Below are 25,630 nucleotides of genomic sequence, written 5' to 3'. Positions count from 1 at the left end.
CCGTCGCCCTCGAACTGTGCGGACTTATGCGGCGTCGTCGGCGCCGGTGGCGGCGGTGCCGCCGAGGTCCGCCGGGACCGCGTCCGGCACGGCGTCCGGCCGGTCCGCGCCCCGGAAGACGAGCTTGGACTTGTCGATGTCCTCCGGGTCGCCCTCGCAGTCCACGACCACGATCTGACCCGGGGTCAGCTCGTTGAACAGGATCCGCTCGGACAGGTTGTCCTCGATGTCGCGCTGGATCGTGCGACGCAGCGGCCGCGCGCCCAGCACCGGGTCGAAGCCCTTCTTCGCGAGGTACTTCTTCGCGTTGTCGGTCAGCTCCAGACCCATGTCCTTGTTCCTCAGCTGGGTCTCGATGCGGGCGATCATGATGTCGACGATCGACAGGATCTCGTTCTGACGCAGCTGGTGGAAGACGATGGTGTCGTCGATCCGGTTCAGGAACTCGGGCCGGAAGTGCTGCTTGAGCTCGTCGTTGACCTTCTGCTTCATCCGGTCGTAGTTCGACTCGGAGTCCTCAGAGGCCTGGAAGCCCAGCGAGACCGCCTTGGCGACGTCGCGCGTACCGAGGTTGGTGGTCAGGATGATGACCGTGTTCTTGAAGTCCACGATCCGGCCCTGGCCGTCGGTGAGGCGCCCGTCCTCCAGAATCTGGAGGAGCGTGTTGAACACGTCCGGGTGGGCCTTCTCGATCTCGTCGAAGAGGACCACCGAGAACGGCCGGCGACGCACCTTCTCGGTCAGCTGCCCGCCCTCGTCGTAGCCGACGTAGCCGGGAGGGGCACCGACGAGCCGGGACACCGTGTACCGGTCGTGGAACTCCGACATGTCGAGCTGGATGAGGGCGTCCTCGCTGCCGAACAGGAACTCGGCGAGCGCCTTGGACAGCTCGGTCTTACCGACGCCGGACGGGCCGGCGAAGATGAACGAGCCGGAGGGGCGCTTCGGGTCCTTCAGGCCGGCCCGGGTACGCCGGATCGCCTTCGAGACCGCCTTGACCGCGTCCTCCTGGCCGATGACGCGCTTGTGCAGCTCGTCCTCCATGCGCAGCAGGCGCGAGGTCTCCTCCTCGGTCAGCTTGTAGACCGGGATGCCGGTCCAGTTGCCGAGCACCTCGGCGATCTGCTCGTCGTCGACCTCGCTGACGACGTCCAGGTCACCGGCCTTCCACTCCTTCTCGCGCTGCGCCTTCTGACCCAGCAGCTGCTTCTCGGTGTCGCGCAGCTGGGCGGCCCGCTCGAAGTCCTGCGCGTCGATCGCGGACTCCTTGTCGCGGCGCACCTGGGCGATGCGCTCGTCGAAGTCGCGCAGGTCTGGCGGCGCGGTCATCCGGCGGATCCGCATCCGGGCGCCGGCCTCGTCGATCAGGTCGATCGCCTTGTCCGGCAGGAACCGGTCGGAGATGTACCGGTCGGCGAGCGTCGCGGCGGCGACCAGTGCGGCGTCGGTGATGGAGACGCGGTGGTGCGCCTCGTAGCGGTCCCGCAGGCCCTTGAGGATCTCGATGGTGTGGGCCAGCGACGGCTCACCCACCTGGATCGGCTGGAAACGGCGCTCCAGAGCGGCGTCCTTCTCCAGGTGCTTGCGGTACTCGTCGAGCGTGGTGGCGCCGATGGTCTGCAGCTCGCCACGGGCCAGCATCGGCTTGAGGATGCTGGCGGCGTCGATCGCGCCCTCGGCCGCGCCCGCGCCGACGAGGGTGTGGATCTCGTCGATGAACAGGATGATGTCGCCGCGGGTGCGGATCTCCTTGAGCACCTTCTTCAGGCGCTCCTCGAAGTCACCGCGGTAGCGGGAACCGGCGACCAGGGCACCGAGGTCGAGCGTGTAGAGCTGCTTGTCCTTCAGCGTCTCGGGCACCTCGCCCTTGATGATCTTCTGGGACAGGCCCTCCACCACGGCGGTCTTGCCGACGCCGGGCTCGCCGATCAGCACCGGGTTGTTCTTGGTGCGGCGGGACAGCACCTGCATGACCCGCTCGATCTCCTTCTCGCGCCCGATGACCGGGTCGAGCTTGCCCTCGCGGGCGGCCTGGGTCAGGTTGCGGCCGAACTGGTCCAGCACGAGGCTGGTCGACGGCGCGGCCTCACCCGGCGCGGCACCGGCCGCGGCCGGCTCCTTGCCCTGGTAGCCGGAGAGCAGCTGGATGACCTGCTGGCGCACCCGGTTCAGGTCGGCGCCCAGCTTCACCAGGACCTGGGCGGCGACGCCCTCGCCCTCGCGGATCAGGCCGAGCAGGATGTGCTCGGTGCCGATGTAGTTGTGGCCGAGCTGCAGCGCCTCACGCAGCGACAGCTCCAGCACCTTCTTGGCCCGCGGCGTGAACGGGATGTGCCCGCTCGGCGCCTGCTGGCCCTGGCCGATGATCTCCTCGACCTGCTGGCGCACGCCCTCGAGGGAGATGCCGAGGCTCTCCAGGGCCTTTGCCGCGACACCCTCACCCTCGTGGATGAGGCCCAGCAGGATGTGTTCCGTACCGATGTAGTTGTGGTTGAGCATCCGGGCCTCTTCTTGGGCCAGGACGACAACCCGTCGCGCTCGGTCGGTGAACCGCTCGAACATGCCCTCGTGCTCCTCACGTGCCGTGCGCCTTGATGGTCAGATCTCGGCGGGGCCGGTGCGCGGACGTCCGGGACGGGCGTCCGTGCCTCCTTACTCTATCGCCGCGGACCGTCTCCGCTGAGGTCGTGTGCCCCCGCGAATGACCGTTCCGACGTCGTTTCTGACAACCGTCCACGCTCAGGAGGTGTTCCGGGGCCCCTGCCTGTACGCGCAGAGCGAAATTCGACCGGCGTCCGAACTGCCGGTCGAGTGGACCGGAGGCGGCACCGATGCGTCCGCCGGGTCGTCCACAGCCTGTGGATGAAGTCTCCACCGCCTGTGGACAACCGCCCCGGGCGGGGATTTCTTCCCGACGGACGCCGCCCCCGCGCCGGGTGGGCCGGACCGGACATCCGGCACCGCCGGGGACGGCGGGGCGCGACAGTGACCCCGGCGCGGAAACGGCGACGCCGGCCCGGAGTGGCACTCCGGTCCGGCGTCGCGTCGCCCGTGACGAGGGTGGGGTCAGTGCCCCGCCTTCGCGTGGTACTCGTCCACGATCTCCTGCGGGATCCGGCCCCGGTCGGAGATGTCCTTGCCGGCCTTCTTGGCCCACTCGCGGATGGCCCGGTTCTGCTCGCGGTCGGCGGTCGCGCCGCCCCGGCCACGAGCGGCCCGGCCACCCACGACCACACCCCCGCGACCGACCTTCGTCCCGTTCGCGATGTACGGCGCGAATACGTCGCGCAATTTCCCGGCGTTGGAAGCGGAGAGGTCGATCTCGTACTGCACGCCGTCGAGCGCGAACTTGACGGTCTCGTCAGCGTCCCCGCCGTCCAGGTCATCGACCAGCTTGTGAATGATCTGCTTGGCCACGTCCCACATTCCTTTCGAGCAGGGTTGTACTCCTGCAATACACCGAGCACAATAACCCGTCCGGCGCTTGTTCCGTCAATAGGACGGGGTAACGAGCCGGAGAAGGCTTGCGGGGAGCGCCTACTCGGGCCGGACCAACGGGAACAGGATCGTTTCCCGAATTCCGAGGCCCGTCAGTGCCATCAGCAGCCGGTCGATTCCCATTCCCATGCCGCCGGACGGCGGCATTCCATACTCCATCGCTCGGAGAAAGTCCTCGTCCAGTCGCATCGCCTCGTCGTCCCCACGCGCCGCGAGCTGCGCCTGGGCCACCAGCCGCTCCCGCTGCACGACCGGGTCGACCAGCTCCGAGTACGCGGTGCCCAGCTCGAATCCGAGCACGTAGAGGTCCCACTTCTCGGCCAGGCCCGGCTCGCTGCGGTGGGCCCGGGTCAGAGGGCTGGTCTCCTCCGGGTAGTCCATGACGAACGTCGGCGCCTGAAGCGACGGCACGACCAGTTCCTCGAACAACTCCTCGGCCAGCTTGCCCGGTCCCCACTTCGGGTCGACGGAGAGACCGACCTTGTCCGCGTACTCGACCAGGCGCGCCCTCTCGGTGCGGACGGTGACCTCCTCACCGAGCGCTTCGGAAAGAACACCGAACAGCGTCACCGACCGCCACTCGCCGCCCAGATCGAACTCGCGCCCGTCGGCGTGGGTCACCACCGTCGAGCCGGAGACCGCCACCGCGGCCTGCTGTACGAGATTTCGGGTCAGCTCCGCCATCGTGTGGTAGTCGCCGTACGCCTGGTACGCCTCCAGCATCGCGAACTCCGGCGAGTGCGAAGAGTCGATGCCCTCATTACGGAAGTTACGGTTGATCTCGAAGACGCGGTCCACGCCACCGACCACCGCGCGCTTGAGAAACAGTTCCGGCGCGATTCGCAGATACAGATCCGTGTCGAGCGCATTGCTGTGGGTCACGAATGGGCGTGCCGCGGCGCCGCCGTGCAGCAGTTGCAGCATCGGGGTCTCGACCTCGATGAAGTCCTGCCCGTGCAGGGTGTCGCGCAGGCTGCGTACGGCGGTGGCCCGGGTGCGCACCATCTGCCGGGCCTGCGGGCGGACCACCAGGTCGACGTAGCGCTGGCGGACCCGGGACTCCTCGCTGAGCGGCTTGTGCGCCACCGGCAGCGGGCGCAGCGCCTTGGCGGTGACCGCCCACTCCTCGGCGAGAACGGACAGCTCGCCGCGCCGGCTGGTGATCACCTCGCCGGTCACGCCGACGTGGTCACCGAGGTCGACCAGGCGCTTCCAGTCGGCCAGCCGCTCCGCGCCGACCCGGTCCAGCGAGAGCATCGCCTGGACCTCGGTGCCGTCACCGTCCCGCAGCGTCGCGAAGCAGAGCTTGCCGGTGTTGCGAATGAAGATCACCCGGCCGGTGACCGAGACCCGGTCGCCGGTGGCGGTGTCGGTGGGCAGGTCGGCGTAGCGCTCCCGCAGCCGCGCGAGCGTGGTGGTCCGCGGGAAACCCACCGGGTACGGCTCGACGCCCTCGGCGAGCATCCGGTCCCGCTTCTCCCGGCGGACCTTCATCTGCTCGGGAAGGTCGTCGGCGGGGTCTATCGGCAGGGCGTTCTGCTCGGTCACGGCACGCTTCCTCAGGCCTTGGGGACATCGGCGGGGTCAGCACATGAGCGTACTCAAGCGCCGTGGCGGCCGTTACGGGATAACCTGCCCGCCATGACCGACCCCACTGCGGCGCTCTCGTTCGGCGCGGCCGCGGCCGAGTACGACCGGTTCCGTCCCCGCTATCCGGAGGCGGCGCTGCGCTGGGCACTGGACGGGCTGCACGCCGCGCGGGTGGTGGACCTCGGCGCCGGCACCGGCATCCTCACCCGGGGACTGCTGGCGCTGACCGGGCCGGTGGCTCACGTCGTACCCGTGGAACCGGATCCGGGGATGCGGGCGCAACTGGCCGCCGCCACGCCCGGCACGACGGCGCTCGCCGGCAGCGCGGAGGCGGTGCCGCTGCCGGACGGGTCGGCGGACGCGTTGCTGGTCGGGCAGGCCTACCACTGGTTCGACCGGGAGCGGGCGCACGCCGAGGTGGCCCGCGTGCTGCGCCCGGGCGGCACGTTCGCGCCGGTCTGGAACATCCGGGACGAGCGGGTCGGCTGGGTGGCGGAGCTGACCCGGATCGCGCACCTGGGCGACAACGCGGGCGACGTGACCCAGCGGTACGCGGACTTCGGCGCCGCCTTCACCGACGTCGAGGTGGGCGAGTTCCCGCACGCCACCACGCTCACGCCGGACGAGGTGGCGGGCATGCTGCACACCCGCTCGTACTGGCTGACGGCCGACGCGGACGAACGGCGACGGGTCGACGCGGAGCTGGCGGAGCTGTTCGCCTCCCACCCCGACCTGGCCGGCCGGGAGACGGTCGAGCTGCCCTACCGCACGTTCGTGCTGCGCGCTCGCCGCCGCTGACCTCAGACGTTGCGGTCGTAGACCATCCGCAGGCCGATCAGCGTGATCATCGGCTCGTGGTGGGTGATGGTGTGGCACTCGCCGAGCACCAGCGACGCCAGGCCGCCGGTGGCGATGACCGCCTTCACGCCGCCCAGTTCCTCGGACATCCGCTCGACGATCCGGTCCACCTGGCCGGCGAAGCCGAAGTAGAGCCCGGCCTGGAGGCACTCGACGGTGTTCTTGCCGATCACCGAACGCGGGCGGGTCGCCTCCACCTTGCGCAGCTGGGCCGCGCGGGCGGCGAGCGCGTCGAAGGAGATCTCGATGCCGGGGGCGAACGCCCCGCCGAGGAACTCCCCCCGGCTGCTGACCAGGTCGAAGTTGGTGGTGGTGCCGAAGTCCACGACGATCGACGGCCCGCCGTAGAGCGTGTACGCGGCGAGCGTGTTGACCACGCGGTCCGCGCCCACCTCCTTCGGGTTGTCGATGGCGAGCTGCACGCCGGTCCGCACACCCGGCTCGACGATCACGCTGGGCAGGTCGGCGTAGTACCTGTCGAGCATGGTGCGCAGCGAGCGCAGCGCGGCCGGCACGGTCGAGCAGGCGGCCACGCCGGTGATCTCCACGGCGTCCCCGGCGAGCAGTCCGCGGAACATCAGGCCCAGCTCGTCCGCCGTGGAACGGGCGTCGGTCTTGATCCGCCACGAATGCACCAGCTTGTCGCCGTCGAAGGTCGCCAGCACGGTGTTCGTGTTTCCGATGTCGATGCAGAGCAGCACAGCGGCAGCCTAGACGTCGCGCAGGTCGAGGGCGATGTCCAGGATCGGCGAGGAGTGGGTGAGCGCGCCCACCGAGAGGAAATCGACGCCGGTCGCGCCGTACTCGGCGGCCATCGGCAGCGTCAGCCCGCCGGTGGCCTCCAGTTCCGCCCGGTCGCCCACCGACGCCACCACCTCGCGCAGCTGCGCCGGGGTCATGTTGTCCAGCAGCAGGAACCGGGCCCCCGCCTCGACCGCCTCCACCGCCTCGGCCGGCGTGTCCACCTCGACCTGCACCGCGACGTCGGGGAACGCCTCCCGGACCCGGCGGAACGCGGCAGCGATCCCGCCCGCCGCGACCTTGTGGTTGTCCTTGATCATGGCGACGTCGTACAGGCCCATCCGCTTGTTGGTGCCGCCACCGGCCCGGACCGCGTACTTCTCCAGCGCCCGCAGGCCCGGCGTGGTCTTGCGGGTGTCCAGCACCATCGCCTTCGTGCCGGCCAGCGCGTCGGCCCAGGCCCGGGTGTGCGTCGCCACCCCGGACATGCGGGACAGCAGGTTCAGCGCCGTCCGCTCGGCGGTCAGCAGCAGCCGGGTCGGCCCGGTCACGGTGGCCAGCACGTCGCCGCGCGCCACCCGCTGCCCGTCGTGCGCAACCAACGAGACCTCGACCGTACGCCCCGCGCCGGTCACCTCGCCGACCAGCTCGAACACGGCGGCGGCGACGGGCAGTCCGGCCACCACGCCGTCGGCGCGCGCCACCAGATCGGCCGTGTCGTGCTGCTCGTCCGGGATGGTGGCCACGCTCGTGACGTCGAGGAAGCCGGGCCCCAGATCCTCGTGCAGCGTGTCGACGACGACGCGCCGGACCCGCTCCGGGTCCAGGCCGCCGTCCCGCAGCGCCCGCTCCGTCGACTCCCTCATAGGTTTTTCCCCTCCCAGCGCTCGGCCACCATGCCGTCCGTACCCACCTCGGCCACCAGGTGGCCGAGCCACCGCTCGTCGGCCGTCGGGAAGTCCTCCCGCCAGTGGCAGCCGCGCGTCTCCTGGCGCGCGTACGCGGCCGCGACCAGCGTCGACGCCACTGTCAGCAGGTTCGTCGCCTCCCAGTCGGCGGTACGCGGGACGCCCCGGCCCGCGCCCAGCTCGGTGAGCGTGGTGGCGGTGGCTTCCAGCGTCCGCGCCGACCGGAGCACGCCCGCGCCCCGGGTCATCGCCCGCTGCAGCTCCGCCGTGCCGGCCGCCGGCACCAGCGCGCCCGGCCCGCCCACCCAGGCGCCGGTCTCCGCCGGGCGGGCCTGCTCGGGCAGCCCGGCCGCGATGTCCTCGGCGATCCGGCGGGAGAAGACCAGGCCCTCCAGCAGCGAGTTGCTGGCGAGCCGGTTGGCGCCGTGCACGCCGGTGCAGGCGACCTCGCCGCAGGCGTACAGGCCGGGGATGGAGGTACGGCCGCGCAGGTCCGTCCGCACGCCGCCGGAGGCGTAGTGCGCGGCCGGCGCGACCGGGATCAGGTCGGTCGCCGGGTCCACGCCGATGGCCAGGCAGGACGCCACGATGGTGGGGAACCGCCGGGCCAGGAAGTCGCCGCCCAGGTGCCGGGCGTCCAGGAAGACGTGGTCGGCACCGGACGCGAGCAGCACGCGGTGGATGCCCTTCGCGACCACGTCCCGGGGCGCCAGCTCGGCCAGCTCGTGCTGACCGACCATGAACCGCTTGCCGTCGCCGTCGACCAGGTGCGCGCCCTCGCCGCGCAGCGCCTCGGAGACCAGCGGCTGCTGCGCCAGCCCCGCGCCCGGCCCGCCGGCCGGCACGATCAGCGCGGTCGGGTGGAACTGGACGAACTCCACGTCGGTGACCGCCGCGCCCGCGCGCAACGCCAGCGCCACCCCGTCCCCGGTGGACACAGCCGGGTTGGTGGTGGCGGCGAAGACCTGCCCCATCCCGCCGGTGGCCAGCACCACCGCGCGGCCGAGGATCGCGCCGACGCCGTCCTCGCTGCCCTCGCCGAGCACGTGCAGCGTGATGCCGCAGGCCGGGCCGAGCCCGCCCGGCCCGTCGCCGGGAGCGCGCAGCAGGTCCAGCACCAGGGCGTGCTCGACCAGCCGGATCCACGGGTCGCGGCGGACCGCGTCGTGCAGCGCCCGCTGCACCTCCGCGCCGGTGGCGTCGCCGCCGGCGTGCACGATCCGGTCGGCGCGGTGGCCGCCCTCCCGCGTCAGCATCAGCGAGCCGTCCGGGTTGCGGTCGAACTCCGCCCCGATCCGCATCAGCTCGCGCAGCCGGGTCGGGCCCTCGGCCACGAGCGCGCGGACCGCCGCCGGGTCGCAGAGGCCGACGCCGGCCACCTCCGTGTCGTACGCGTGCGCGTCCGGGGTGTCCGCCGGGTCCAGTACGGCGGCGATCCCGCCCTGCGCCCAGCGGGTCGAGCCCTCGTCCATGTCGACCTTGGTGACCACCGTGACGTGCAGCCCGGCCTCACGCAGGTGCAGCGCGGCGGTCAGCCCGGCCACGCCGGAGCCGACCACGATCACGTCTGTCGTCTCCACCCAGCCGGGGGCGGGCGCGGCGAGCAGCCGGGGCAGCGCCGGCAGGTCGACGGTGGGTACGTCCATGAGCACAGTCAACCCGAAGCGAACTCGGCTCGGGCGCGGGGGGCGTGACGAGTGCGCTCGGCTACCTCGTCCGGCGCGGCAGGGCGGCCGGTCCGGCGCCCTTCAGGGAGGTGGTCACCGTACGGTCGCTGAGCCACAGGTAGCAGCGCACGCCCCGGTCCCCGACCGCCCAGCGACCGGCTGCGGGCGGGCGGACGACCACGTCGCTGCGGTAACGCAGGAACGCGTCGGCGGGCACCCCGGCGTACCGGGCGATCACGCCGAAGCAGCCGTCGTAGAGCGGCACCCAGTCCTCCGGCTTCTTCGGGTACGGGCGGTCCGGCGCCGCCCACACGCCGACGAACTCGGCGTCGTGCGCGACGGTGCAGTCGACCGGGGTGAGCCGCTGCACCCGGCCCGTCTCCCGGATGGTGCGCTGGCAGCCCAGCCGCAGCGGGGAGGGCGTCTTGAGCGCGTCGCGCAGGCTGCCGGTACGGGTGACCACGGTGGCCGCCGCCTCGACCGTGGTCAGCTCGGTCAGGTCGCACCGGTACCAGCGGGAGCCGGCCGTCCAGCCGAAGGCTGTCGGCACCGCCACCGCCAGCCGGAGCCGCCCGGCACGCCAGTCGTCACCCACGTACCCGGCGGCCCGCTTGTCGCAGTCGGCGAACGCGGTACGCAGCTCGGGTGAGGTGAGCGGCGGCGGGTCGGGCCGGTCGGCGGTGAACGCACCGACGTGCACCGTCTCCACCCGGTGCGGCAGCTCGCAGCCGACCGGCGCGTACGCGGCCAGGCCGACGCTCGCTGTGAAGTCGGCGACCTGGCAGACCCCCGCGGCTGGGGTGAACGGCCCGGGTGCGGCCATCGGGGCCCAGTCGTCGGTGAGGTCGGCGTCCAGCCCGCCCGCGCCCGCGCAGCCGGTCAGGGCGGCGCTCGCGACCATCGCGGCGACCAGGAAGCTCATCGCACGGCGCATCGCGGCCTCCCCCAGCCGACGACCGTCGATCCCCGACGGTCCGCCCAGGGTAGCCGAAAATGACCTTCCGGTGACAGACCGCGTCCCCCGCCGCGCCCCCGCCCCCACCTCGTCGATCTTGCACCTACTGCCCCGACAAACCGGATACAACAGGCCGCCAAGGGGCCGCAACTGCAAGATCAGCGGCGCGGGAGAAGGGGCCGCGGGGGTCAGCGGCGTGGGAAGGGGCCGCGGGGGTCAGCGGCGCGCGGCGGCGAGGGGGTTGGGGATGGGAGCGCCTGCGGTGCCGGGGGCGGCGGTCGTGGGGTCCGTCGAGAGGTCGACGACCTTGTTGTCCGCGTCCACGTGCACCACCTTCGGGCGGTACGCGCGGGCCTCGGCGTCGTCCATCTGGCCGTACGAGATCAGGATGACCAGGTCACCGGGGTGCACCAGGTGCGCGGCGGCGCCGTTGATGCCGATCACGCCGCTGCCCCGCCGGCCCGGGATCACGTACGTCTCCAGCCGGGCGCCGTTGGTGATGTCCACGATCGCGACCTGCTCACCGGGGAGCAGGTCCGCGGCGTCGAGCAGATCCTCGTCCACGGTCACCGAGCCGACGTAGTGCAGGTCGGCCTGGGTCACGGTGGCCCGATGGATCTTCGACTTGAGCATGGTCCGCAGCATCGGGGTGCCTTTCCGCATTCGTGGTGGGGTTCAGGGACGCGGCGCGAGGTGGATCGCCGTGTTGTCGATCAGGCGGGTGGCGCCGACCCAGGCCGCGATCAGCAGCCGGGCCGGGCCGGCGACCGGGCCGGGTTCCAGCTCGGTGTCGGTGAGCACCAGGTAGTCCAGGCGTGCGTCCGGCGCGTCGAAGGCCCGGTGCGCGGCGGCCAGCACCGCGCCCGCGTCCTCGCCCCGCTCGGCCGCCGCCGCGCCGGCCCGCAACGCGGCGGCCAGGCTCAGCGCGGTCTGCCGCTGCTCCGCCGAGAGGTACCGGTTGCGGCTGGACATGGCCAGCCCGTCCGGTTCCCGTACGGTCGGCACGCCGACGATCTCGGCCGGCACGTCGAGGTCGCGGACCATCCGGCGGACCAGGGTGAGCTGCTGGTAGTCCTTCTCGCCGAAGAAGGCCAGGTCGGGGCGGGTGAGCTGGAGCAGCTTCAGGACCACTGTGAGCACGCCGTGGAAGAAGCCCGGCCGGCTCAGGCCCTCCAGATCCTCGCCGAGCGGGCCCGGGTCGAGCCGCACGGTGGGCCGGCCCTCCGGGTACATCTCGCTCACCGAGGGCGCGAACACCACGTCCACCCCGGCGCGGCGGCAGATCTCCAGGTCGGAGTCGAGCGTGCGCGGGTAGCGGTCGAAGTCCTCGTTCGGGCCGAACTGCAGCGGGTTCACGAAGATCGTGACGATGACGTGGCCGGCGCGCTCGCGGGCGGCCCGCAGCAGCGACTCGTGCCCGGCGTGCAGCGCGCCCATGGTCATCACCACGCCGACCGGGCCGGCCATCGCCTCGCGGGCCGCCGCCAGTTCCTTGCGCGTGTGCAGCACCTCGGCCATCAGGCCGCCACCTCGATTCCGTCGAGCACGTTCCGCAGCGCGGCCGCGTCCGCCGGGCGAAGGCGGCCGACCGCGACGGCGCGGTCCGCCGTCCGTCGTGCCAGCGCCAGATACGCGGGTACGGATTCCGGCGCGGTCCGCGCCAGCCGGTCCAGATGCCGGCGTACGGTGCCCGCGTCGCCGCGCGACACCGGGCCGGTCAACGCGTCGTCGCCGAGCCGCAGCGCGTTCTCCAGCGCGGCCCGCAGCAGCGGGGCGAGCACCTTCTCCGGCCGCTCCACGCCAGCGTCACGCAGCCGGTCGGCCGCCTCGTTGACGAGCGTCACGAGGTGGTTCGCGCCGTGCGCGAGCGCCGCGTGGTAGAGCGGCCGGTCGTTCTCACCGACCCACTCCGGTACGCCGCCCAGGTCGGCCACCAGCCGGGCCGCGAACGGGCGCAGCTCGGCCGGGGCGGTCACCCCGTAGGAGATGCCGGGCAGGCGGGACAGGTCGTCCGGCGTACCGGTGAAGGTCATCGCCGGGTGCAGCGCGAGCGGCCGCGCGCCCGCGTCGACGGCCGGGGCCAGCGCGGCGAGCCCGTGCGCGCCGGACGTGTGCGCCACCACTTGGCCGGGGCGCAGCGCGCCGCTCGCGGCCAGGTCCGCGACCACGCCCGCGAGCGCGTCGTCCGGGACCGCGACGATCAGCAGGTCGGTTGCGGCGCGCGCCACGGCGGGCGCGGAGCGGTGCGGGGTCTGCGGCAGCAGCAGCGCCAGCCGGGCCCCTGTCGCGCCCGAGGCGCCGGACGCGGCGACCACCCGGTGACCGGCGGCGGCGAGGGCCGCGCCCAGCACGGCGCCGACCCGGCCGGCGCCGAGGACGCCGACGGTGAGGGTACGCGGGAAGACGAGCGGGGCAGCGGTGGCCCGGGGGCGCAGCGGTGCGCTCATGGCAGCGATCCAGTCCTCGAAGGGGGTACCGGTCGATGGCAAGTATGCGCCCGGGTGACAGACCCGAAACAAGAAGGTGTGAAAACCTTCACCGACCGCCCGGAGCGGCCGCTGCGGTGGCGGGCAAACCGCCCGTTCGGGTACGTCCCGTAGGGTCGGCACGGTGACCTCCCCGCTGCGCTGGCGCGACGCGATGGAGCGGGCGCTGTACGGGCCGGACGGCTTCTTCGTCTCCGGCGCCGGGCCCGCCGCGCACTTCCGGACGAGCGTGCACGCCTCGCCCGTCTTCGCCGCCTGCCTGGTGCGGCAACTCGAGACGGTGGACGCGGCGCTGGGGCACCCGGCCCGGCTGGACGTGGTGGACGTGGGCGCGGGCCGGGGCGAACTGCTCCGGGCGCTGCTGGCACAGGCCGCACCCGAGCTGGCCGCCCGGCTCCACCCGGTAGCCGTGGAACGGTCGACCCGCCCACCGGACCTGCCGCCGGAGATCGACTGGCGGCCCGACATCCCCGAGGGCATCACCGGCCTGCTCCTGGCCACGGAATGGCTGGACAACGTCCCCGTCGACGTGGCGGTCCACATCCCCGAGGGATGGCGCCTGCTCCTGGTGGACCCGAAAACCGGCGAGGAGACAGTCGGACCGCCCCCTTCCCCCACCGACACCACCTGGCTGACCCACTGGTGGCCCCCGGCTCCCTCCCCGGTGATCAAGGAGTTTGCGGCCGCGGAGGGCCCGGATCAGGACACGAACTCCTTGATCACCGACGTCAGTCGGGGCGGTGGGAGGGCGGAGATCGGGGTGGGACGGGATCTGGCCTGGGCGGAGGCTGTGAGGAAGGTGGCGCGCGGGCTGGCGCTCGCCGTGGACTACGGGCATCTGCGGGACTCGCGTCCTCTCGACGGGACGCTGACCGGGTACCGGGGTGGACGGCAGGTGCCGCCGGTCCCGGACGGGTCCTGCGACGTGACGGCGCACGTCGCCATGGACTCGGTCGCCTCGGCCGGTGAGCGGGTCGCGCGGTGCGCGTACTCCCTGGTCTCTCAGCGGGAGGCGCTGCGGGCGCTCGGGGCCGACGGCGGGCGACCGCCGCTGAGCCTGGCCTCCCGCGACCCGGCCGGCTACCTGCGGGCGCTCGCAGCGGCGTCGGCGGCGGCCGAGCTGACCGACCCGGCCGGGCTCGGCGGGCACCTGTGGCTGCGGCAGCCGGTCGGCGTCGCGCTCGGCGCGGTCGTGGCACGATGACGGGCATGACCACGGACGCCGCCGACCTCCGCGAGCTCACAGTCGGTACCGGCGCCGGCGGTGAGCAGCTCGGCACCGACATGGTGCTCAACATCGGGCCGCAGCACCCCTCGACGCACGGCGTGCTGCGGCTGAAGCTGGTGCTCGACGGCGAGCGGGTGGTCGCCGCCGAGCCGATCGTCGGCTACATGCACCGGGGTGCGGAGAAGCTCTTCGAGGTACGCGACTACCGGCAGATCATCGTGCTGGCGAACCGGCACGACTGGCTGTCGGCGTTCTCGAACGAGCTGGGCGTGGTGCTCGCCGTCGAGCGGCTGATGGGCATGGAGGTGCCGGAGCGCGCCACCTGGCTGCGGATGGCGCTGGCCGAGCTGAACCGGGTGCTCAACCACCTGATGTTCCTCGGCTCGTACCCGCTGGAGATCGGCGCGATCACGCCGATGTTCTACGCGTTCCGGGAACGGGAGACCATCCAGGCGGTGATGGAGGAGGTCTCCGGCGGCCGGATCCACTACATGTTCAACCGGGTCGGCGGCCTGAAGGAGGAGGTGCCGGCCGGCTGGACCGGGCGCGCCCGCGCCGCCATCGCCGAGGTACGCCGCCGGATGCCGGACCTGGACAACCTGATCCGGCGCAACGAGATCTTCCTGGCCCGTACCGTCGGGGTCGGTGTGCTGTCCGCCGCCGACGCCGCCGCGTTCGGCGCGTCCGGGCCGGTCGCCCGCGCCTCCGGGCTCGACCTCGACCTGCGCCGCGACGAGCCGTACCTGGCCTACGACCAGCTCGACGTGCCCGTGGTGACGAAGACCGCCGGTGACTGTCACGCCCGTTTCGAGGTGCTGCTCGACCAGGTGTACGTCTCGCTCGACCTCGCCGAGCAGTGCCTGGACCGGGTGGACCGGATCAGCGGGCCGGTGAACACGCGGCTGCCGAAGGTGCTGAAGGCGCCCGAGGGGCACACGTACGCCTGGACCGAGAACCCGCTCGGCATCAACGGCTACTACCTGGTGTCCCGGGGCGAGAAGACGCCGTGGCGGCTCAAGCTGCGCACCGCCTCGTACGCGAACGTGCAGGCGCTGTCGTCGCTGCTGCCCGGCTGTCTGGTGCCGGACCTGATCGCCATTCTCGGCTCGATGTTCTTCGTGGTGGGCGACATCGACAAGTGATCGTGGGGGCTCAGCGCCAGCGGTCTGCGGTGTCCCGGTGTGGCCGACCGTGTCCACCGTGCTCCGGGCTGCGCCACTCCGGTTCCGCCGGCCGCCACTCCGGCTCGGGCCGACGCCACTGCTCCGGCTCGGGCTGACGCCATTCCGGCTCGGCCTGGCGCCACTCCGGCTCCGGCTGACGCCATTCCGGTTCGGGCTGACGCCATTCCGGGGGTGGCTGGCGCCATTCCGGCTGGCCGCTGCGCTGCGTCGGTGGCCGCCACTCGTCCGGCACCGGCACCCCACCGGCCGGCAGCGCCGGGTGGCTCTCCCCGGACCAGCGGGCGTCCGGTCCGTCCGGCCCGCTCGTGTCCGGCCCGCCGCCGCGTACCGAGGCCCACCGGTCCTCGACCCGGTACTCCGTGCCGCCACCGTCGGCATGCACGGCGGCCCGTCGTTCCCCGAGCCGGATCTCCCGGCCCGCACCGTCGTCGCGGACCGCGGCCCACCGGTTGCCGGCACGCATCTCGGACCACTGGTCGCCGTCGGTGCTCGCCCTGCCGGCCGGGGCGTCCGGTACGCCCGCCGCGGCCGAGGGCCAGGCGCTCGCCGCCCGGCCGGCCCGGTCGTCGCCGCCGGACCAGGGCCCCTGCTCCTCCTCCGCCGCCGTCCGGCTCTGGTCGCTCGACCAGCCGCCCTCAGACGTACGCCCCGACCAGCCCTGTTCCCCGGCGGTACGCCCCGACCAGCCCTGTTCCCCGTCGGCGGCCCGGCCGACACCCGCCCACGGATGCTCGGCACCAGGGCGCCCGGGGTCGGCCCACGAGTGCCCGTCGTCGCCCGGCCCGGCACCCCAGCCACCGTCGTCCGACCCGCCGCGGCGGCCTGACCGGTCGCCCGGGTCGCGGTGTCCCGCGCGCCAGTGGTCGGCCGCGTCCGCGCCCCGGGACCGGTCCTCGTCCGGCCAGCCGCCGGGGAATCCCCCGTACCGGGTGCCGGTCGGCTCACCACCGCCGACGATCGTGTGCCGCGTGGTGACGTGCACCGTCTCGGTGTGGTGGACCACGCCGACCGGGCGGCTCTCCGGCCGGGCGGCATGCTCGGACACCCGCGCCGCGCCGTACACCCCGCTCGCCGGCCGGTCCGGACGTACGGTGGCCCGCGCCGGCTCGGCGTCGTGCCGACCGGTCCACGCCGGTTCGGAGTCGTAGCGGCCGGTCCGGGACGGTTCGGCCTCGTAGTGGCCCGCCCGCGACGGCTCTGCGTCATAGCGGCCGGCCCGAGGCGGCTCGGAGTCGTAGCGGCCGGCCCGGGACGGCTCGGCCTCGTAGCGCCCCGTCCGGGGCGGGTCGGCGTCGTGGTGGCCGGCCCGAGGCGGGTCCGCGTCGTAGTCGGTTCCGTAGCGGCCGCCGGAGTACGCCGGCCGGGCCGGTTCGTCGTCGTCCCGTCCGGCCGGATGCGCCCGGCCGACGTCGGGCGTGCCGGTGACCGGCACCCGGGCCGCACCGCTCGGACGCTCCGGAGCGGACGCGAGGACGGGGGCGGGCGCGGGCGCGGAGGCCAGTCCGGCGGCGGCCGCGTCGAGCCGGTGCCGTACCGCCCCGGCCACCTCCTCGGCCCGTCGTGCCTGGTCGAGCGCCTGGTTGCCGCGCTGGGCGGCGGCCACGATCTCGGCCCGCAGCTCCCGCCGGAGCTGCGCCAACTCCTCGCGCATCTCCTCGGCGGCCGCGCCCCCGGAACCGCTCTCCGGCCGCAGCGCGATGGACAGACCGATGAACACGACGGCGAGGATCGCCAGGACGGCACCGAACCGGAGCGAGCCGTTGCCGTCGGCGATCAGCAGGATGAGCGCGGCCAGGGGCGCCAGCCCCACACCGACCCAGAACAGGACGGTGAGCAGGGTGGGCGTGCTCTTGTCGGCGGGCGCGACCGGGGCGGGCATGGCTGAGCAGAGTACCGAGAGTTCCACCGAAGGGGAACGGGTCGGCACCACTCGATGAGCGGCCCGTCGAACAGGGCAGCCGTGCCGCCGGCCGGCACGCGTGGCGCCGGCCGGCGGCAGTGCGTCAGCTCGTGGCCAGCGCGGCGTCGGAGGAGAAGACCAGGCCGACGCTCGCCGAGCCGGTCTTCAGCGCGTTCTTGGTCTGCGGGCCGCCCGCGTCCAGCGAGCTGAACGAGCCGGCCTTGAAGTCGTAGACCTCGACCAGACCGGCCTGGCACTTCGGCCGCTGCGGGCACTCCGGCGGCCCGGCGAGCACGGTGGCCTGCCCGGAGCACTTGGCGGCCAGCTCGGAGAGCGTGGACACGCCGTACTTGTCGGCGAACGCCTTGGTCACCGCGAACGCGTTCTGGTCCTGCGCCTGGGACGGCTGGCCGAAGACCAGGCCGGCCTTGTCACCCTCGGTCTTCAGCGCCGCGACCGTCTTGTCCAGCTCCGGCGAGGAGACGGGCTGGGCGTCCTTGCCGTTGGCCTTGGTGTTGAGGAACTCCGCCATGGTGGCGGCGTACTCCGGGACGACCTGGATCTGCCCCTTCTCCAGGGCCGGCTCGTAGAGCTCCCGGTTACCGATGGTCTGCACCTTGACCTGGTAGCCCGCCGCGGTGAGCGCGATCTTGTAGAGCTCGGCGATGGTCTGGCTCTCGCTGAAGTTGCCGGCGCCGACGGTGATCTGGCCGCCCGGGCCCTTCTCGATCCCGTCGGTCACGCCGTTGGCGGAGGCGAACTCCTGCGCCGCGACCTGAGGCGTCTTGCGGTCGACGTCGACCGCCCGGTTGAGCTGGATCAGCTTCGGGGTGTCGAGCTTCGCGGAGACCTTGTCCAGCGCGGCGACGAGCTGCGGCGTGGCCGCCTTCGCGTTGATCGCGGGAATGACGTTGTCGGTGTTCTGGAGCTTCTTGTCGTCGGTCAGGACGACGAGCTGGTCGCCCGCCACCGGAGCGCAGCCCGCCCCCGAGGCGCCCTGCTCCGGCGCGTCGGTGCCGGACGAGCCGGCGTCGCCGCAGCCGGTGAGGAGAACAGCCGCGGTGAGTGCGCCGAGCGCCCCCGCGGCCAGTGTCGTACGCGCGCGCATCAGTGCCCGCCTTCCGTGTCCCGGCGCGGCCCCCTCGGGCCGGCCGCGTGTCCGACGGGCGATCCAGACGGCCACCCGCGACTCCAGCCAATATCTTCCGGACCCGACCGACAAACTCGGAGCGGTTTTCGTCATCCGATCGTCACCGACGGCTCAACCGCCGGTCGTGGCAGCCGCCGCGCGGCGGTTCGCCCGCCGGCGTACGCGGCGCAGCGGGCGCGGCGTGACCATCCGCTCCACCAGCGCGAGCACCCCCTCGACGAGCAGCGCCAACCCGGCCACCAGCACCCCGCCGGCGATGATCTGGCCCCCGCCGGCGGCGATGTCGAGCCCGAACCCGGCCCGGATGATCTGGCCCAGCCCGCCGCCGTTGACGAAGGAGGCGAGCGCGGCGGTGGCCACCACCTGCACCGCCGCGGTGCGGAAGCCGGCCGCCAGGTAGGGCACCGCGAGCGGCAGCTCCACCCGGCGCAGCACCTGCCCGCCGGACAGGCCCATCCCCCGGGCCGCGTCCCGGGCCTCCGGATCGGCCTGCCGCACCCCGGTGTACGCGTTCGCCAGCAGCGGCGGCACCGCGAAGACGGCGAGCGCCACCACCACGGCCGGCCGGCCGAAGCCGAGGAACGTCAGCGGCAGGATGGTCAGCAGCGCCAGCGTCGGGATCGCCAGGGTGACGTTGGAGACCAGCAGGACCAGCCCGCCGCCCCGGCCGCTGTGCCCGAGCCAGAGCCCGATCGGCCAGGCCACCAGACAGCCCAGCAGCACCGCCAGCGCGGACATGCTCAGGTGCTCGCCGAGGCGGTCCAGCACGCCGCCGGGGTTGGTCCAGTTCAGCGGGTCGTTCAGCCAGACCACTGCCTGCTCGACGGGGTTCACCGGGCGGACCTCCCGCGCAGCCAGGGGGTGAGCAGGCGGCCCACGCCCGCGAGCACCAGGTCGAGCACCAGCGCCAGCAGCACGCACAGCACCGTGCCGGTCATGATCTGCGCCTTGTAGAAGTTGTTCTGGAAGCCCGCGAAGATGAGCTGGCCGAGCCCGCCCCGGCCGACCACCACCCCGACGGTGACGAGCGCGACAGTGGACACGGTCGCCAGCCGTACGCCGGTGAGGATGCCGGGTAGCGCCAGCGGCAGCTCGATCCGGAACAGCCGGCCCCACCTGCCGTACCCCATGCCCTCGGCGGCCTCGCGCACCTCGGGCGGCACCTGGGTCAGCCCGGCCAGCGCGTTGCGCACGATGACCAGCAACGCGTACAGCGCGACCACGGTGAGCACTGTGATCGCGCCGATGCCCAGGTACGGCGCCAGGAACGCGAACAACGCCAGCGACGGGACGGTGTAGAGCACGCCGGTCACCGCCAGGATGGGGGCCGACAGCGACCGGAACCAGTACGCGAGCACCGCGAGCGGCAGCGCCACCAGCGCGGCGATCACCACGGCTCGGGCGGTCAGCCAGGTGTGCTCCCGCAGCGCGGCGAGGATCGTGTCAGAGTTGTCCCGCACGTACTGCCAGGAGAACCACGGATTACCCGGGTCGGCCCGGTAGCTCAGGTGGAGGGACACAGGTGGACGGTACCCCGGGAGGCACCGCCGTAGGCGGCGCGGCGTCGATCACGCTGGAGCGCATCCGCAAGCGCTACCCGGACGGCACCGAAGCGGTACGCGAGCTGAGCCTGGAGGTCGCGGCCGGTGAGCTGGTGGTGCTGATCGGCCCGTCCGGCTGCGGCAAGTCGACGGTGCTGCGGATGATCAACCGGCTGATCGAGCCGACCGACGGGCGGATCCTGCTCGGCGACGACGACGTCACCCGGGTCGATCCGGTGGCGTTGCGCCGCCGTATCGGCTACGTCATCCAGAACGTCGGCCTGTTCCCGCACCAGACCGTCGCCGCGAACGTGGCGACCGTGCCGGGGCTGCTGGGCTGGCCGAAGCAGCGGACCCGGGACCGGGTCGGCGAGCTGCTGGAACTCGTCGGTCTCGACCCGGCGCAGTTCGGCGGGCGGTACCCGCACGAGCTGTCCGGCGGGCAGCGGCAGCGGGTGGGCGTGGCCCGGGCGCTCGCCGCCGATCCGGTGGTGCTGCTGATGGACGAGCCGTTCTCGGCCGTGGACCCGATCGTCCGGACCCGCCTGCAGGAGGAGTTCCTGCGGTTGCAGGCCGAGGTCCGCAAGACGATCGTGCTGGTCACCCACGACCTCGACGAGGCGGTCCGGCTGGGTGACCGGATCGCGGTGCTGTCCGAGGGCGGCCGGCTGGAGCAGTACGACACGCCCGCCGCGCTGCTCGGCTCGCCCGCCTCGGACTTCGTCCGCGAGTTCGTCGGCGCCGACCGGGGCATCCGGCGGCTCGCTGTCACCCCGGTGACCCGCGCGGTGCTCGACCCGCTCCCGGCCGACGGCGGCACCGGCCTGCCCACCGTGGCGCTCGGCGACTCGGCGTACGACGCGCTCGGCGCGCTGCTCACCTCCGGCGCGGAGCACGCGGTGGTGACCGAGGAGGGCCGGGCGGTGGGGCTGCTCGCCCGGAGCCGGGTGCTGACGCTGGGCGCCGTGGACTGAGCTCAGGCCCGGCCGCCGAGGCTGGCCAGTCCGACGATCCAGCCGGCGAAGAAGCCGTACGTGACGCCGGTGCTGGCCGCCTGGAACGCGGCGAACAGCGAGCCGTGCGGGCCGAGGAGCGTGGCGAGCAGGGCACTGAGCCCGCCCGCGAGCGCGTACGCGCCCCAGCCGGAGAGGAACTGGCTGCCCGAGGAGGTCACGCGGTCGACCTGCGGGCCGGGCAGCAGGTACAGCAGCACCGCGGCCAGCACGATCAGCAGGATCGCCCGCAGGTTGGTGGCGAACACGCCCTCGTCGGCGTGCCACCGCCAGGACGGCCAGGCGAGCAGCCGCAGGAACCAGCCACCGGCCCCGGTCGGGTCGGTGCCCCGCTGCGCCCAGTCCACGTACATCGGACTGCCGCCAACGGCGACGAGCAGGAACGCGGCGAGCGAGCCGGTGCCGGCGGCCGTGCCGTACCGGGAGACGGTGCGGGGGCGGTTGCTCAGAGCCATGCGGCGGTCAGTTCCCGGCCGGTCCCGCCGGGCAAACCTGCGCAACCGGTCGGCCGCCGTCGGCCGGCGGGCCGTCATCGACCTCAGTGCTTCATCAGGTAGTCGATGAAGGCGGCGCGCAGCAGCGGCGCGGTCTCCTCGTAGCCGTGCCCGGTCAGCTCACGCCAGAGCGCGTTCGCCTCGTCGATGGTCGGGCCGACCGAGTTCGGCGCGCCGTCCAGCGCGGCGGCCTCGTCCGCGTTCGGCAGGTGCCGCAGGACCGACCAGAAGAACCCCACGTCGCGGCGCTCGCGCGCCAGGTGGAACGCCTGCTCGCGCAGCTCCTCGGTGGAGAGCTTGTCGAGCTCGTCGAAGGTGCGGCCGCCGGGGGCGGGAGTATCGGTCATGCCGCCGAGCCTAACCGGAGAGATCAGTCCCGGCGCGCCGGACGCACGGCCGCCGCCGGGTCAGCGGTCGTCGGCGTCCCAGCGCCGGGGCTCGCTGTCCCAGCGCGGGGCCTCCCACGCCTCCACCGGGGTGTCGTGCTGGCGTACCGGCAGCACCGACGGCCAGGCGTCGGCCGGCTCGGGCGCCGGGGTCATCGTCCAGCCGCCGCTCAACGCGCCGTCCCGTGGCGGCCGGACCGGACCGGTCCCGGCCGTCGCCGCCGGGCGCGGCCGGCCGAACGTCTCGACCAGCCGGGTGACGAGCAGGCCCACGCCGAGCACGGCGCCGCCGAGCGCCCACCGGCTGACCGTCCAGCCGTACGGCACGGTCCAGGCCAGGAACACCACCACCAGGCAGACCGCGAACAGCGTGCCGAAGATGCCGCCGCGCCGCCCGTACGCGCTGGTGCCGGCGAGCATCACGGTGCCCACCGCCAGCACGGTCCAGTCCAGTCCGGTGCCGGGCGCGACCTGGCCGTCCCCGTTCGCCGCGATCAGCACGCCGCCGAGCATCGCCAGCACCGTGGACCCGACGAGCGCCAGCGCGGTCACCGTGGCGGCCACCGCGCCGCGCCGCCGGGCCGGGTCGGCGACCGGGCGGAAGCGGCCGATCAGCCGGCGTACGGGTTTCATCGCGGCGAACAGGCCACCGAGGACGGCCACCGCGGCGAAGCCGACGAAGAAGTAGAGCGCGCTGCGGCGGGGGTCGTAGTCACCCTGCACCGTCACCGGGCCGGTCCGCCGTTCCAGGTAGACGATCACGCCGGCCGCCCCGGCCAGGCTCGCCGCCCATCCGGGCACGTGCAGCACCACCACGGCCAGGGCGAGCGCCAGCCCGGCCGCCGCCGCCACCGCCAGCGCCGGCAGCAGCGCCTCCCGCATGCCCCGGTCGCCCTGCTCGGCGAAGTGCAGCGCGGCGGCCAGCGCGACCGGGCCGATCGCCAGGTTCACCGCGCCGGCCCGCAGACTCAGGCCGGCGGCGAGCGTGAGCAGGCCGAGCGCTGCGACGTCGACGAGCAGCGTCTTCAGCGCGCCGCCGCGCAGCGCGTCCGCGTCCTCCCGCCAGAGCAGCCAGGCCATCGCCACCAGCCCGGCGAGCAGCACGAACTCCCAGAGCACGTGCACCGCGATCCGGTCCCGGCCGGGTTCGCCGTGCACCGGATCGTCGAAGATGTTCTCCAGGACGGCAGCGGGCACCCCGGACGACGTCTCCGGCGGCGCTGTCCGGCCCGCATCGTCGTACGCCATTGGCTCGCGCCTCCCCAGGTGGCCGCGTCCAGCCCTCGGGCGGGCGGACCGGTGGCGGCCGTCGCTCTCCGGTCGCCAGGGACGGTACCTCCGGGCCGGGGTGTGGGGAACCCTCAGAGACGCCCGCGGGGCGTCTCCCGGTCACCCGGCTCGCGGTCCTCGTCGTCCTCCTGCTCCGGGACGCGGCAGGAGCGTTCCAGCCAGAGCGCGGCCGCGACCAGCGCCAGCGCGGCGATCAGGCCGCCGAGCGCGGCGGGCCGATCGTTCATGGCCGCGTTGGTCTGTTCCACGAAGAGCCAGCCGGTCAGGCCGGCGTAGAAGCCGGCGAAGATGGCCCCGGCCAGCGCGGACGCCTTGGCCAGCACCACGAACCGGGCGACCAGCAGCGGGTTCACCGGCTCCCGGCCGGGCCGCCGCTCGATCCGGCCCCGGGTGTTCACCGCCGCGTAGCCCTCCAGCACGGCCAGCCCGGCCAGCGTGATCACCGGCAGCCAGGGCAGGTCAGAACCGAGGTCTCCGTAGAAGCTGCTGATCAGCAGCCAGGCCACCGCGGCGGCGGCCAGGCCGGCCACCACGAGCGTGGAGGCCCGGGTCGGACCCATCCGGAAGCGGTCGGGCCCCTGCGGGGAGCGGGCGGTGCTCACCGCACCTCCTCAGCTCGCGACTGCGGGGCCAGGGTCCAGCGGGTCATGTGTCCGACTCTAGCGCCAGATCGGGTCGCGGGCTCAGTTCCAGGGCGTCCCCGGCGAGTGGCTCGGCGTTGAGCAGGTCGGTCAGCCAGCCGTGCCCGGGCAGCCGGCCGTGCGGCTCGATGTCGATCCACGGGCGCAGCACGAAGGCGCGCAGGTGGGCCCGGGGGTGCGGCAGGGTCAGCTCGGGATCCTCGCGGAGCACCGGCTCACCGGCGTCGTCCCAGACCGCGATCACGTCCACGTCCAGCGTGCGCGGCCCGTACCGTCGCTGCGGGTCGCGGGCGCGCCCGGCCGCCGCCTCCGCGGCCCGGGCGCGGGCCAGCCAGTCCTCCGGCGTCGCCGCCGGGTCCACGACCATCACCGCCGCGTTCAGGTACGCGGGCTGGTCGGCGTCCCCCCACGGTGGAGTCTCGTAGACACCGGAGACCAGCAGCACCCGGTCGCCGAGCGCGGCCACCGCGCCGCGCAGGTGGCCGAGGCGGTCGCCCAGGTTGCTGCCGACCGACAGCACGGCCCGGGTCATCGGGTACGCCGCATCGTGACGGCCACGTCCCGGAAGGCGTGCGGGATCGGGGCTTCCGGCTTGTGCACGGTCACCGTCGCGGCGGCCACCAGCGGTTCGGCCAGGCAGACCGCGAGCAGCCGGTCGGCGAGCGTCTCGATCAGGTTCACCGGCTCGCCGGTGACCACCGCGACCAGGCGTTCGGCCAGCTCGCCGTAGTGCACGGTGTCGGTCACCTCGTCCGAGCGCGCGGCCGGGCCCAGGTCCAGTTCGAGCACCGCGTCGACCACGAACTCCTGCCCCTGTGCGCGCTCGAAGTCGTAGACGCCGTGGCGGCCGTGCGCGCGCAGGCCGGTCAGCTCGATCCGGTCGGTCATCGGTCGCCTCCGCTCGTGCCGGTGGCCGCTTCCGCCGGCCGCCTGTCGATGGCCGTTTCCGTCGGGGACGTGCTCGCCCGCCGCGCGCCGGTCGCGGTGGCGAGCCGGGGGCTGCCGGTGGCACGCCAGACGGCGAGCGCGTCGGCGGTCGCGCGGACCTCGTGCACGCGTACCCCCCAGGCGCCGGCCGCGACGGCGAGCAGGCTCGTCGCGACGGTCGCGGCCTCCCGGGCGGCGGTGGGCCGGGGCTCGCCGGCCGCGTCGGCGAGCAGCCGGCCGAGGTAGGACTTGCGGCTGGCCCCGAACAGCACCGGGTAGCCCAGGTCGACCAGCTCGGGCAGGCGGGCGCTCAGTGCCCAGTTGTGGGCGGCGGTCTTCGCGAAGCCCAGGCCCGGGTCGATGATGATCCGGTCGGCGGCCACCCCGGCGGCGAGCGCGGCGTCGACGCGCCGGCTCAGCTCGTCCCGGACCTCGGTCACCACGTCGGTGTACGTGGCCAGCTCGCGCATCCCCCGGGAGTGTCCCCGCCAGTGCATGAGCACCCAGGGGCAGCCGGCGTCGCGGACCACGCGGGCCATGTCCGGGTCGGCGAGGCCGCCGGAGACGTCGTTGACCATGTACGCGCCGGCGGCGAGGACCGCCTCGGCGACCCGGGCGCGGCTGGTGTCGATGCTGACCCGGATGCCGGCGGCGCTCAGCTCGCGGACCACCGGCAGCACCCGGGCGGTCTCCGTCTCCGCGTCGACCCGGTCGGCGCCGGGGCGGGTGGACTCGCCGCCCACGTCGATCAGGTCGGCGCCGTCGGAGCGCAGTCGCACCCCGTGTGCGACGGCCGCGTCCAGATCGGCGTATCTGCCGCCGTCAGAGAAGGAGTCGGGCGTGACGTTGAGGACGCCCATCACCACCGGGGTCTCCGCCCGTACCAGATCGGTCACGGACCCGACAGTACCGTTCGCCGGCCGGGCTTCCGGCCACCGGACGAGCGGCGGACGCGACGCCCCTGACGTGCGCATTGGCACAGGTGTACGATCGGTCATCCGGGCCGCCGGAGGCCGAGTCTTCGCGGCTTGTCGCAAAGGTGGCCGGGCCGTACGCTTTGGAATTGCCCAGCATCGAGATGGCGAAGCCTGGAGGGAGGGCCGAAGCGGGAAGAATCCTCCCAAAACTCACCACTCTGCGTGGTGGGTGACGGACTCAGCGTTGACGGCGCTG

Annotated in this window: 25 protein-coding genes; 4 read left to right on the top strand and 21 right to left on the bottom strand. The window is 73.5% G+C overall.

What is annotated here, in order from left to right; genetic code table 11:
- Positions 1–24: 24 nt before the first annotated feature.
- From ABIH81_RS10020 to lysS, 3 genes are all read right to left on the bottom strand, one after another.
- On the bottom strand, positions 25–2,562 hold the full coding sequence (locus ABIH81_RS10020) for an ATP-dependent Clp protease ATP-binding subunit (RefSeq protein ID WP_124779086.1): 2,538 nt from the start codon (positions 2,560–2,562) through the stop codon (positions 25–27).
- A 504-nt stretch (positions 2,563–3,066) separates the two neighbouring features.
- A complete protein-coding gene (locus ABIH81_RS10015) occupies positions 3,067–3,417 on the bottom strand; it encodes an Lsr2 family protein (protein WP_013288952.1) in 351 nt (116 codons plus the stop codon).
- Positions 3,418–3,537: 120 nt separating this feature from the next.
- Entirely contained in the window at positions 3,538–5,046 is a 1,509-nt protein-coding gene (lysS, locus tag ABIH81_RS10010) for a lysine--tRNA ligase (RefSeq protein WP_349880024.1), read from the bottom strand.
- A 93-nt stretch (positions 5,047–5,139) separates the two neighbouring features.
- On the opposite strand from lysS, the gene ABIH81_RS10005 reads away from it, so the two are divergent.
- On the top strand, positions 5,140–5,886 hold the full coding sequence (locus ABIH81_RS10005) for a class I SAM-dependent methyltransferase (protein WP_349880023.1): 747 nt from the start codon (positions 5,140–5,142) through the stop codon (positions 5,884–5,886).
- Positions 5,887–5,888: 2 nt separating this feature from the next.
- On the opposite strand, the gene ABIH81_RS10000 is transcribed toward ABIH81_RS10005, so the two are convergent.
- The 7 genes from ABIH81_RS10000 to ABIH81_RS09970 all read right to left on the bottom strand — a co-directional run bounded on the left by ABIH81_RS10000 (position 5,889) and on the right by ABIH81_RS09970 (position 12,664).
- Positions 5,889–6,647 (bottom strand): type III pantothenate kinase, encoded by a 759-nt coding sequence (locus tag ABIH81_RS10000; RefSeq protein ID WP_013288955.1) that lies wholly within the window; start codon positions 6,645–6,647, stop codon positions 5,889–5,891.
- 9 nt (positions 6,648–6,656) lie between these two features.
- Positions 6,657–7,553, bottom strand: a complete 897-nt coding sequence (gene nadC, locus ABIH81_RS09995; RefSeq protein WP_349880022.1) for a carboxylating nicotinate-nucleotide diphosphorylase — start codon at positions 7,551–7,553, stop codon at positions 6,657–6,659.
- The gene (locus ABIH81_RS09990) at positions 7,550–9,241 is read right to left on the bottom strand and encodes an L-aspartate oxidase (protein WP_349880021.1); all 1,692 of its coding nucleotides are present in this window, start codon (positions 9,239–9,241) and stop codon (positions 7,550–7,552) included. The genes nadC and ABIH81_RS09990 overlap by 4 nt, the downstream gene beginning before the upstream one ends.
- 61 nt (positions 9,242–9,302) lie before the next feature.
- On the bottom strand, positions 9,303–10,196 hold the full coding sequence (locus tag ABIH81_RS09985) for a septum formation family protein (protein ID WP_349880020.1): 894 nt from the start codon (positions 10,194–10,196) through the stop codon (positions 9,303–9,305).
- Between the two features lie 237 nt (positions 10,197–10,433).
- The gene (panD, locus tag ABIH81_RS09980) at positions 10,434–10,862 is read right to left on the bottom strand and encodes an aspartate 1-decarboxylase (protein ID WP_349880019.1); all 429 of its coding nucleotides are present in this window, start codon (positions 10,860–10,862) and stop codon (positions 10,434–10,436) included.
- A gap of 30 nt (positions 10,863–10,892) precedes the next feature.
- Positions 10,893–11,735: a pantoate--beta-alanine ligase gene (gene panC / locus ABIH81_RS09975; protein WP_349880018.1), complete on the bottom strand. Its 843-nt coding sequence runs from the start codon at positions 11,733–11,735 to the stop codon at positions 10,893–10,895.
- A complete protein-coding gene (locus ABIH81_RS09970) occupies positions 11,735–12,664 on the bottom strand; it encodes a Rossmann-like and DUF2520 domain-containing protein (protein WP_349880017.1) in 930 nt (309 codons plus the stop codon). Before ABIH81_RS09970 ends, panC begins: the two co-directional genes overlap by 1 nt.
- Positions 12,665–12,857: 193 nt before the next feature.
- Between ABIH81_RS09970 and ABIH81_RS09965 the strand changes: the two genes are divergently transcribed.
- Positions 12,858–13,907, top strand: coding sequence for an SAM-dependent methyltransferase (locus ABIH81_RS09965; RefSeq protein WP_349881060.1), 1,050 nt, complete (start codon positions 12,858–12,860; stop codon positions 13,905–13,907).
- Positions 13,904–15,073 (top strand): NADH-quinone oxidoreductase subunit D, encoded by a 1,170-nt coding sequence (locus ABIH81_RS09960; RefSeq protein ID WP_181726781.1) that lies wholly within the window; start codon positions 13,904–13,906, stop codon positions 15,071–15,073. The genes ABIH81_RS09965 and ABIH81_RS09960 overlap by 4 nt, the downstream gene beginning before the upstream one ends.
- Positions 15,074–15,083: 10 nt before the next feature.
- Here ABIH81_RS09960 and ABIH81_RS09955 read toward each other — a convergent pair whose 3' ends face one another.
- The 4 genes from ABIH81_RS09955 to ABIH81_RS09940 form a co-directional block, all read right to left on the bottom strand.
- The gene (locus ABIH81_RS09955; protein WP_349880016.1) at positions 15,084–16,994 is read right to left on the bottom strand and encodes a hypothetical protein; all 1,911 of its coding nucleotides are present in this window, start codon (positions 16,992–16,994) and stop codon (positions 15,084–15,086) included.
- Positions 16,995–17,118: 124 nt separating this feature from the next.
- The gene (locus tag ABIH81_RS09950) at positions 17,119–18,123 is read right to left on the bottom strand and encodes a glycine betaine ABC transporter substrate-binding protein (protein ID WP_091425701.1); all 1,005 of its coding nucleotides are present in this window, start codon (positions 18,121–18,123) and stop codon (positions 17,119–17,121) included.
- A 153-nt stretch (positions 18,124–18,276) separates the two neighbouring features.
- Positions 18,277–18,999 (bottom strand): ABC transporter permease subunit, encoded by a 723-nt coding sequence (locus tag ABIH81_RS09945; protein ID WP_349880015.1) that lies wholly within the window; start codon positions 18,997–18,999, stop codon positions 18,277–18,279.
- A complete protein-coding gene (locus ABIH81_RS09940; protein ID WP_349880014.1) occupies positions 18,996–19,685 on the bottom strand; it encodes an ABC transporter permease in 690 nt (229 codons plus the stop codon). Before ABIH81_RS09940 ends, ABIH81_RS09945 begins: the two co-directional genes overlap by 4 nt.
- 2 nt (positions 19,686–19,687) lie before the next feature.
- Between ABIH81_RS09940 and ABIH81_RS09935 the strand changes: the two genes are divergently transcribed.
- Positions 19,688–20,680, top strand: coding sequence for an ATP-binding cassette domain-containing protein (locus ABIH81_RS09935; RefSeq protein WP_349880013.1), 993 nt, complete (start codon positions 19,688–19,690; stop codon positions 20,678–20,680).
- Between the two features lie 2 nt (positions 20,681–20,682).
- Here the strand turns inward: ABIH81_RS09935 and ABIH81_RS09930 are convergent, their stop codons facing one another.
- The 7 genes from ABIH81_RS09930 to folP form a co-directional block, all read right to left on the bottom strand.
- On the bottom strand, positions 20,683–21,174 hold the full coding sequence (locus ABIH81_RS09930) for a hypothetical protein (RefSeq protein ID WP_349880012.1): 492 nt from the start codon (positions 21,172–21,174) through the stop codon (positions 20,683–20,685).
- Positions 21,175–21,257: 83 nt separating this feature from the next.
- Positions 21,258–21,560: a hypothetical protein gene (locus tag ABIH81_RS09925; RefSeq protein ID WP_349880010.1), complete on the bottom strand. Its 303-nt coding sequence runs from the start codon at positions 21,558–21,560 to the stop codon at positions 21,258–21,260.
- A 60-nt stretch (positions 21,561–21,620) separates the two neighbouring features.
- Positions 21,621–22,847 carry an ABC transporter permease gene (locus tag ABIH81_RS09920; RefSeq protein ID WP_349880009.1) on the bottom strand — a complete coding sequence of 409 codons (1,227 nt, stop codon included), beginning with the start codon at positions 22,845–22,847 and terminating at the stop codon, positions 21,621–21,623.
- 113 nt (positions 22,848–22,960) lie between these two features.
- Entirely contained in the window at positions 22,961–23,449 is a 489-nt protein-coding gene (locus ABIH81_RS09915) for a DUF3180 domain-containing protein (protein WP_085983675.1), read from the bottom strand.
- A gap of 85 nt (positions 23,450–23,534) precedes the next feature.
- Complete coding sequence (gene folK / locus ABIH81_RS09910; RefSeq protein WP_349880007.1) at positions 23,535–24,062, bottom strand: 2-amino-4-hydroxy-6-hydroxymethyldihydropteridine diphosphokinase; 528 nt, start codon at positions 24,060–24,062, stop codon at positions 23,535–23,537.
- Positions 24,059–24,418 (bottom strand): dihydroneopterin aldolase, encoded by a 360-nt coding sequence (folB, locus tag ABIH81_RS09905; RefSeq protein ID WP_174537366.1) that lies wholly within the window; start codon positions 24,416–24,418, stop codon positions 24,059–24,061. Before folB ends, folK begins: the two co-directional genes overlap by 4 nt.
- On the bottom strand, positions 24,415–25,353 hold the full coding sequence (gene folP / locus ABIH81_RS09900; RefSeq protein WP_349880004.1) for a dihydropteroate synthase: 939 nt from the start codon (positions 25,351–25,353) through the stop codon (positions 24,415–24,417). The genes folB and folP overlap by 4 nt, the downstream gene beginning before the upstream one ends.
- Between the last annotated feature and the right edge of the window lie 277 nt (positions 25,354–25,630).

It is taken from the genome of Micromonospora sp. HUAS YX12 (assembly GCF_040215685.1).
Classification (GTDB): Bacteria; Actinomycetota; Actinomycetes; order Mycobacteriales; family Micromonosporaceae; genus Micromonospora; species Micromonospora tulbaghiae.
The sequence above is the reverse complement of the archived record's forward strand: the minus strand, read 5'-3'. Positions and strand labels throughout refer to the sequence as shown.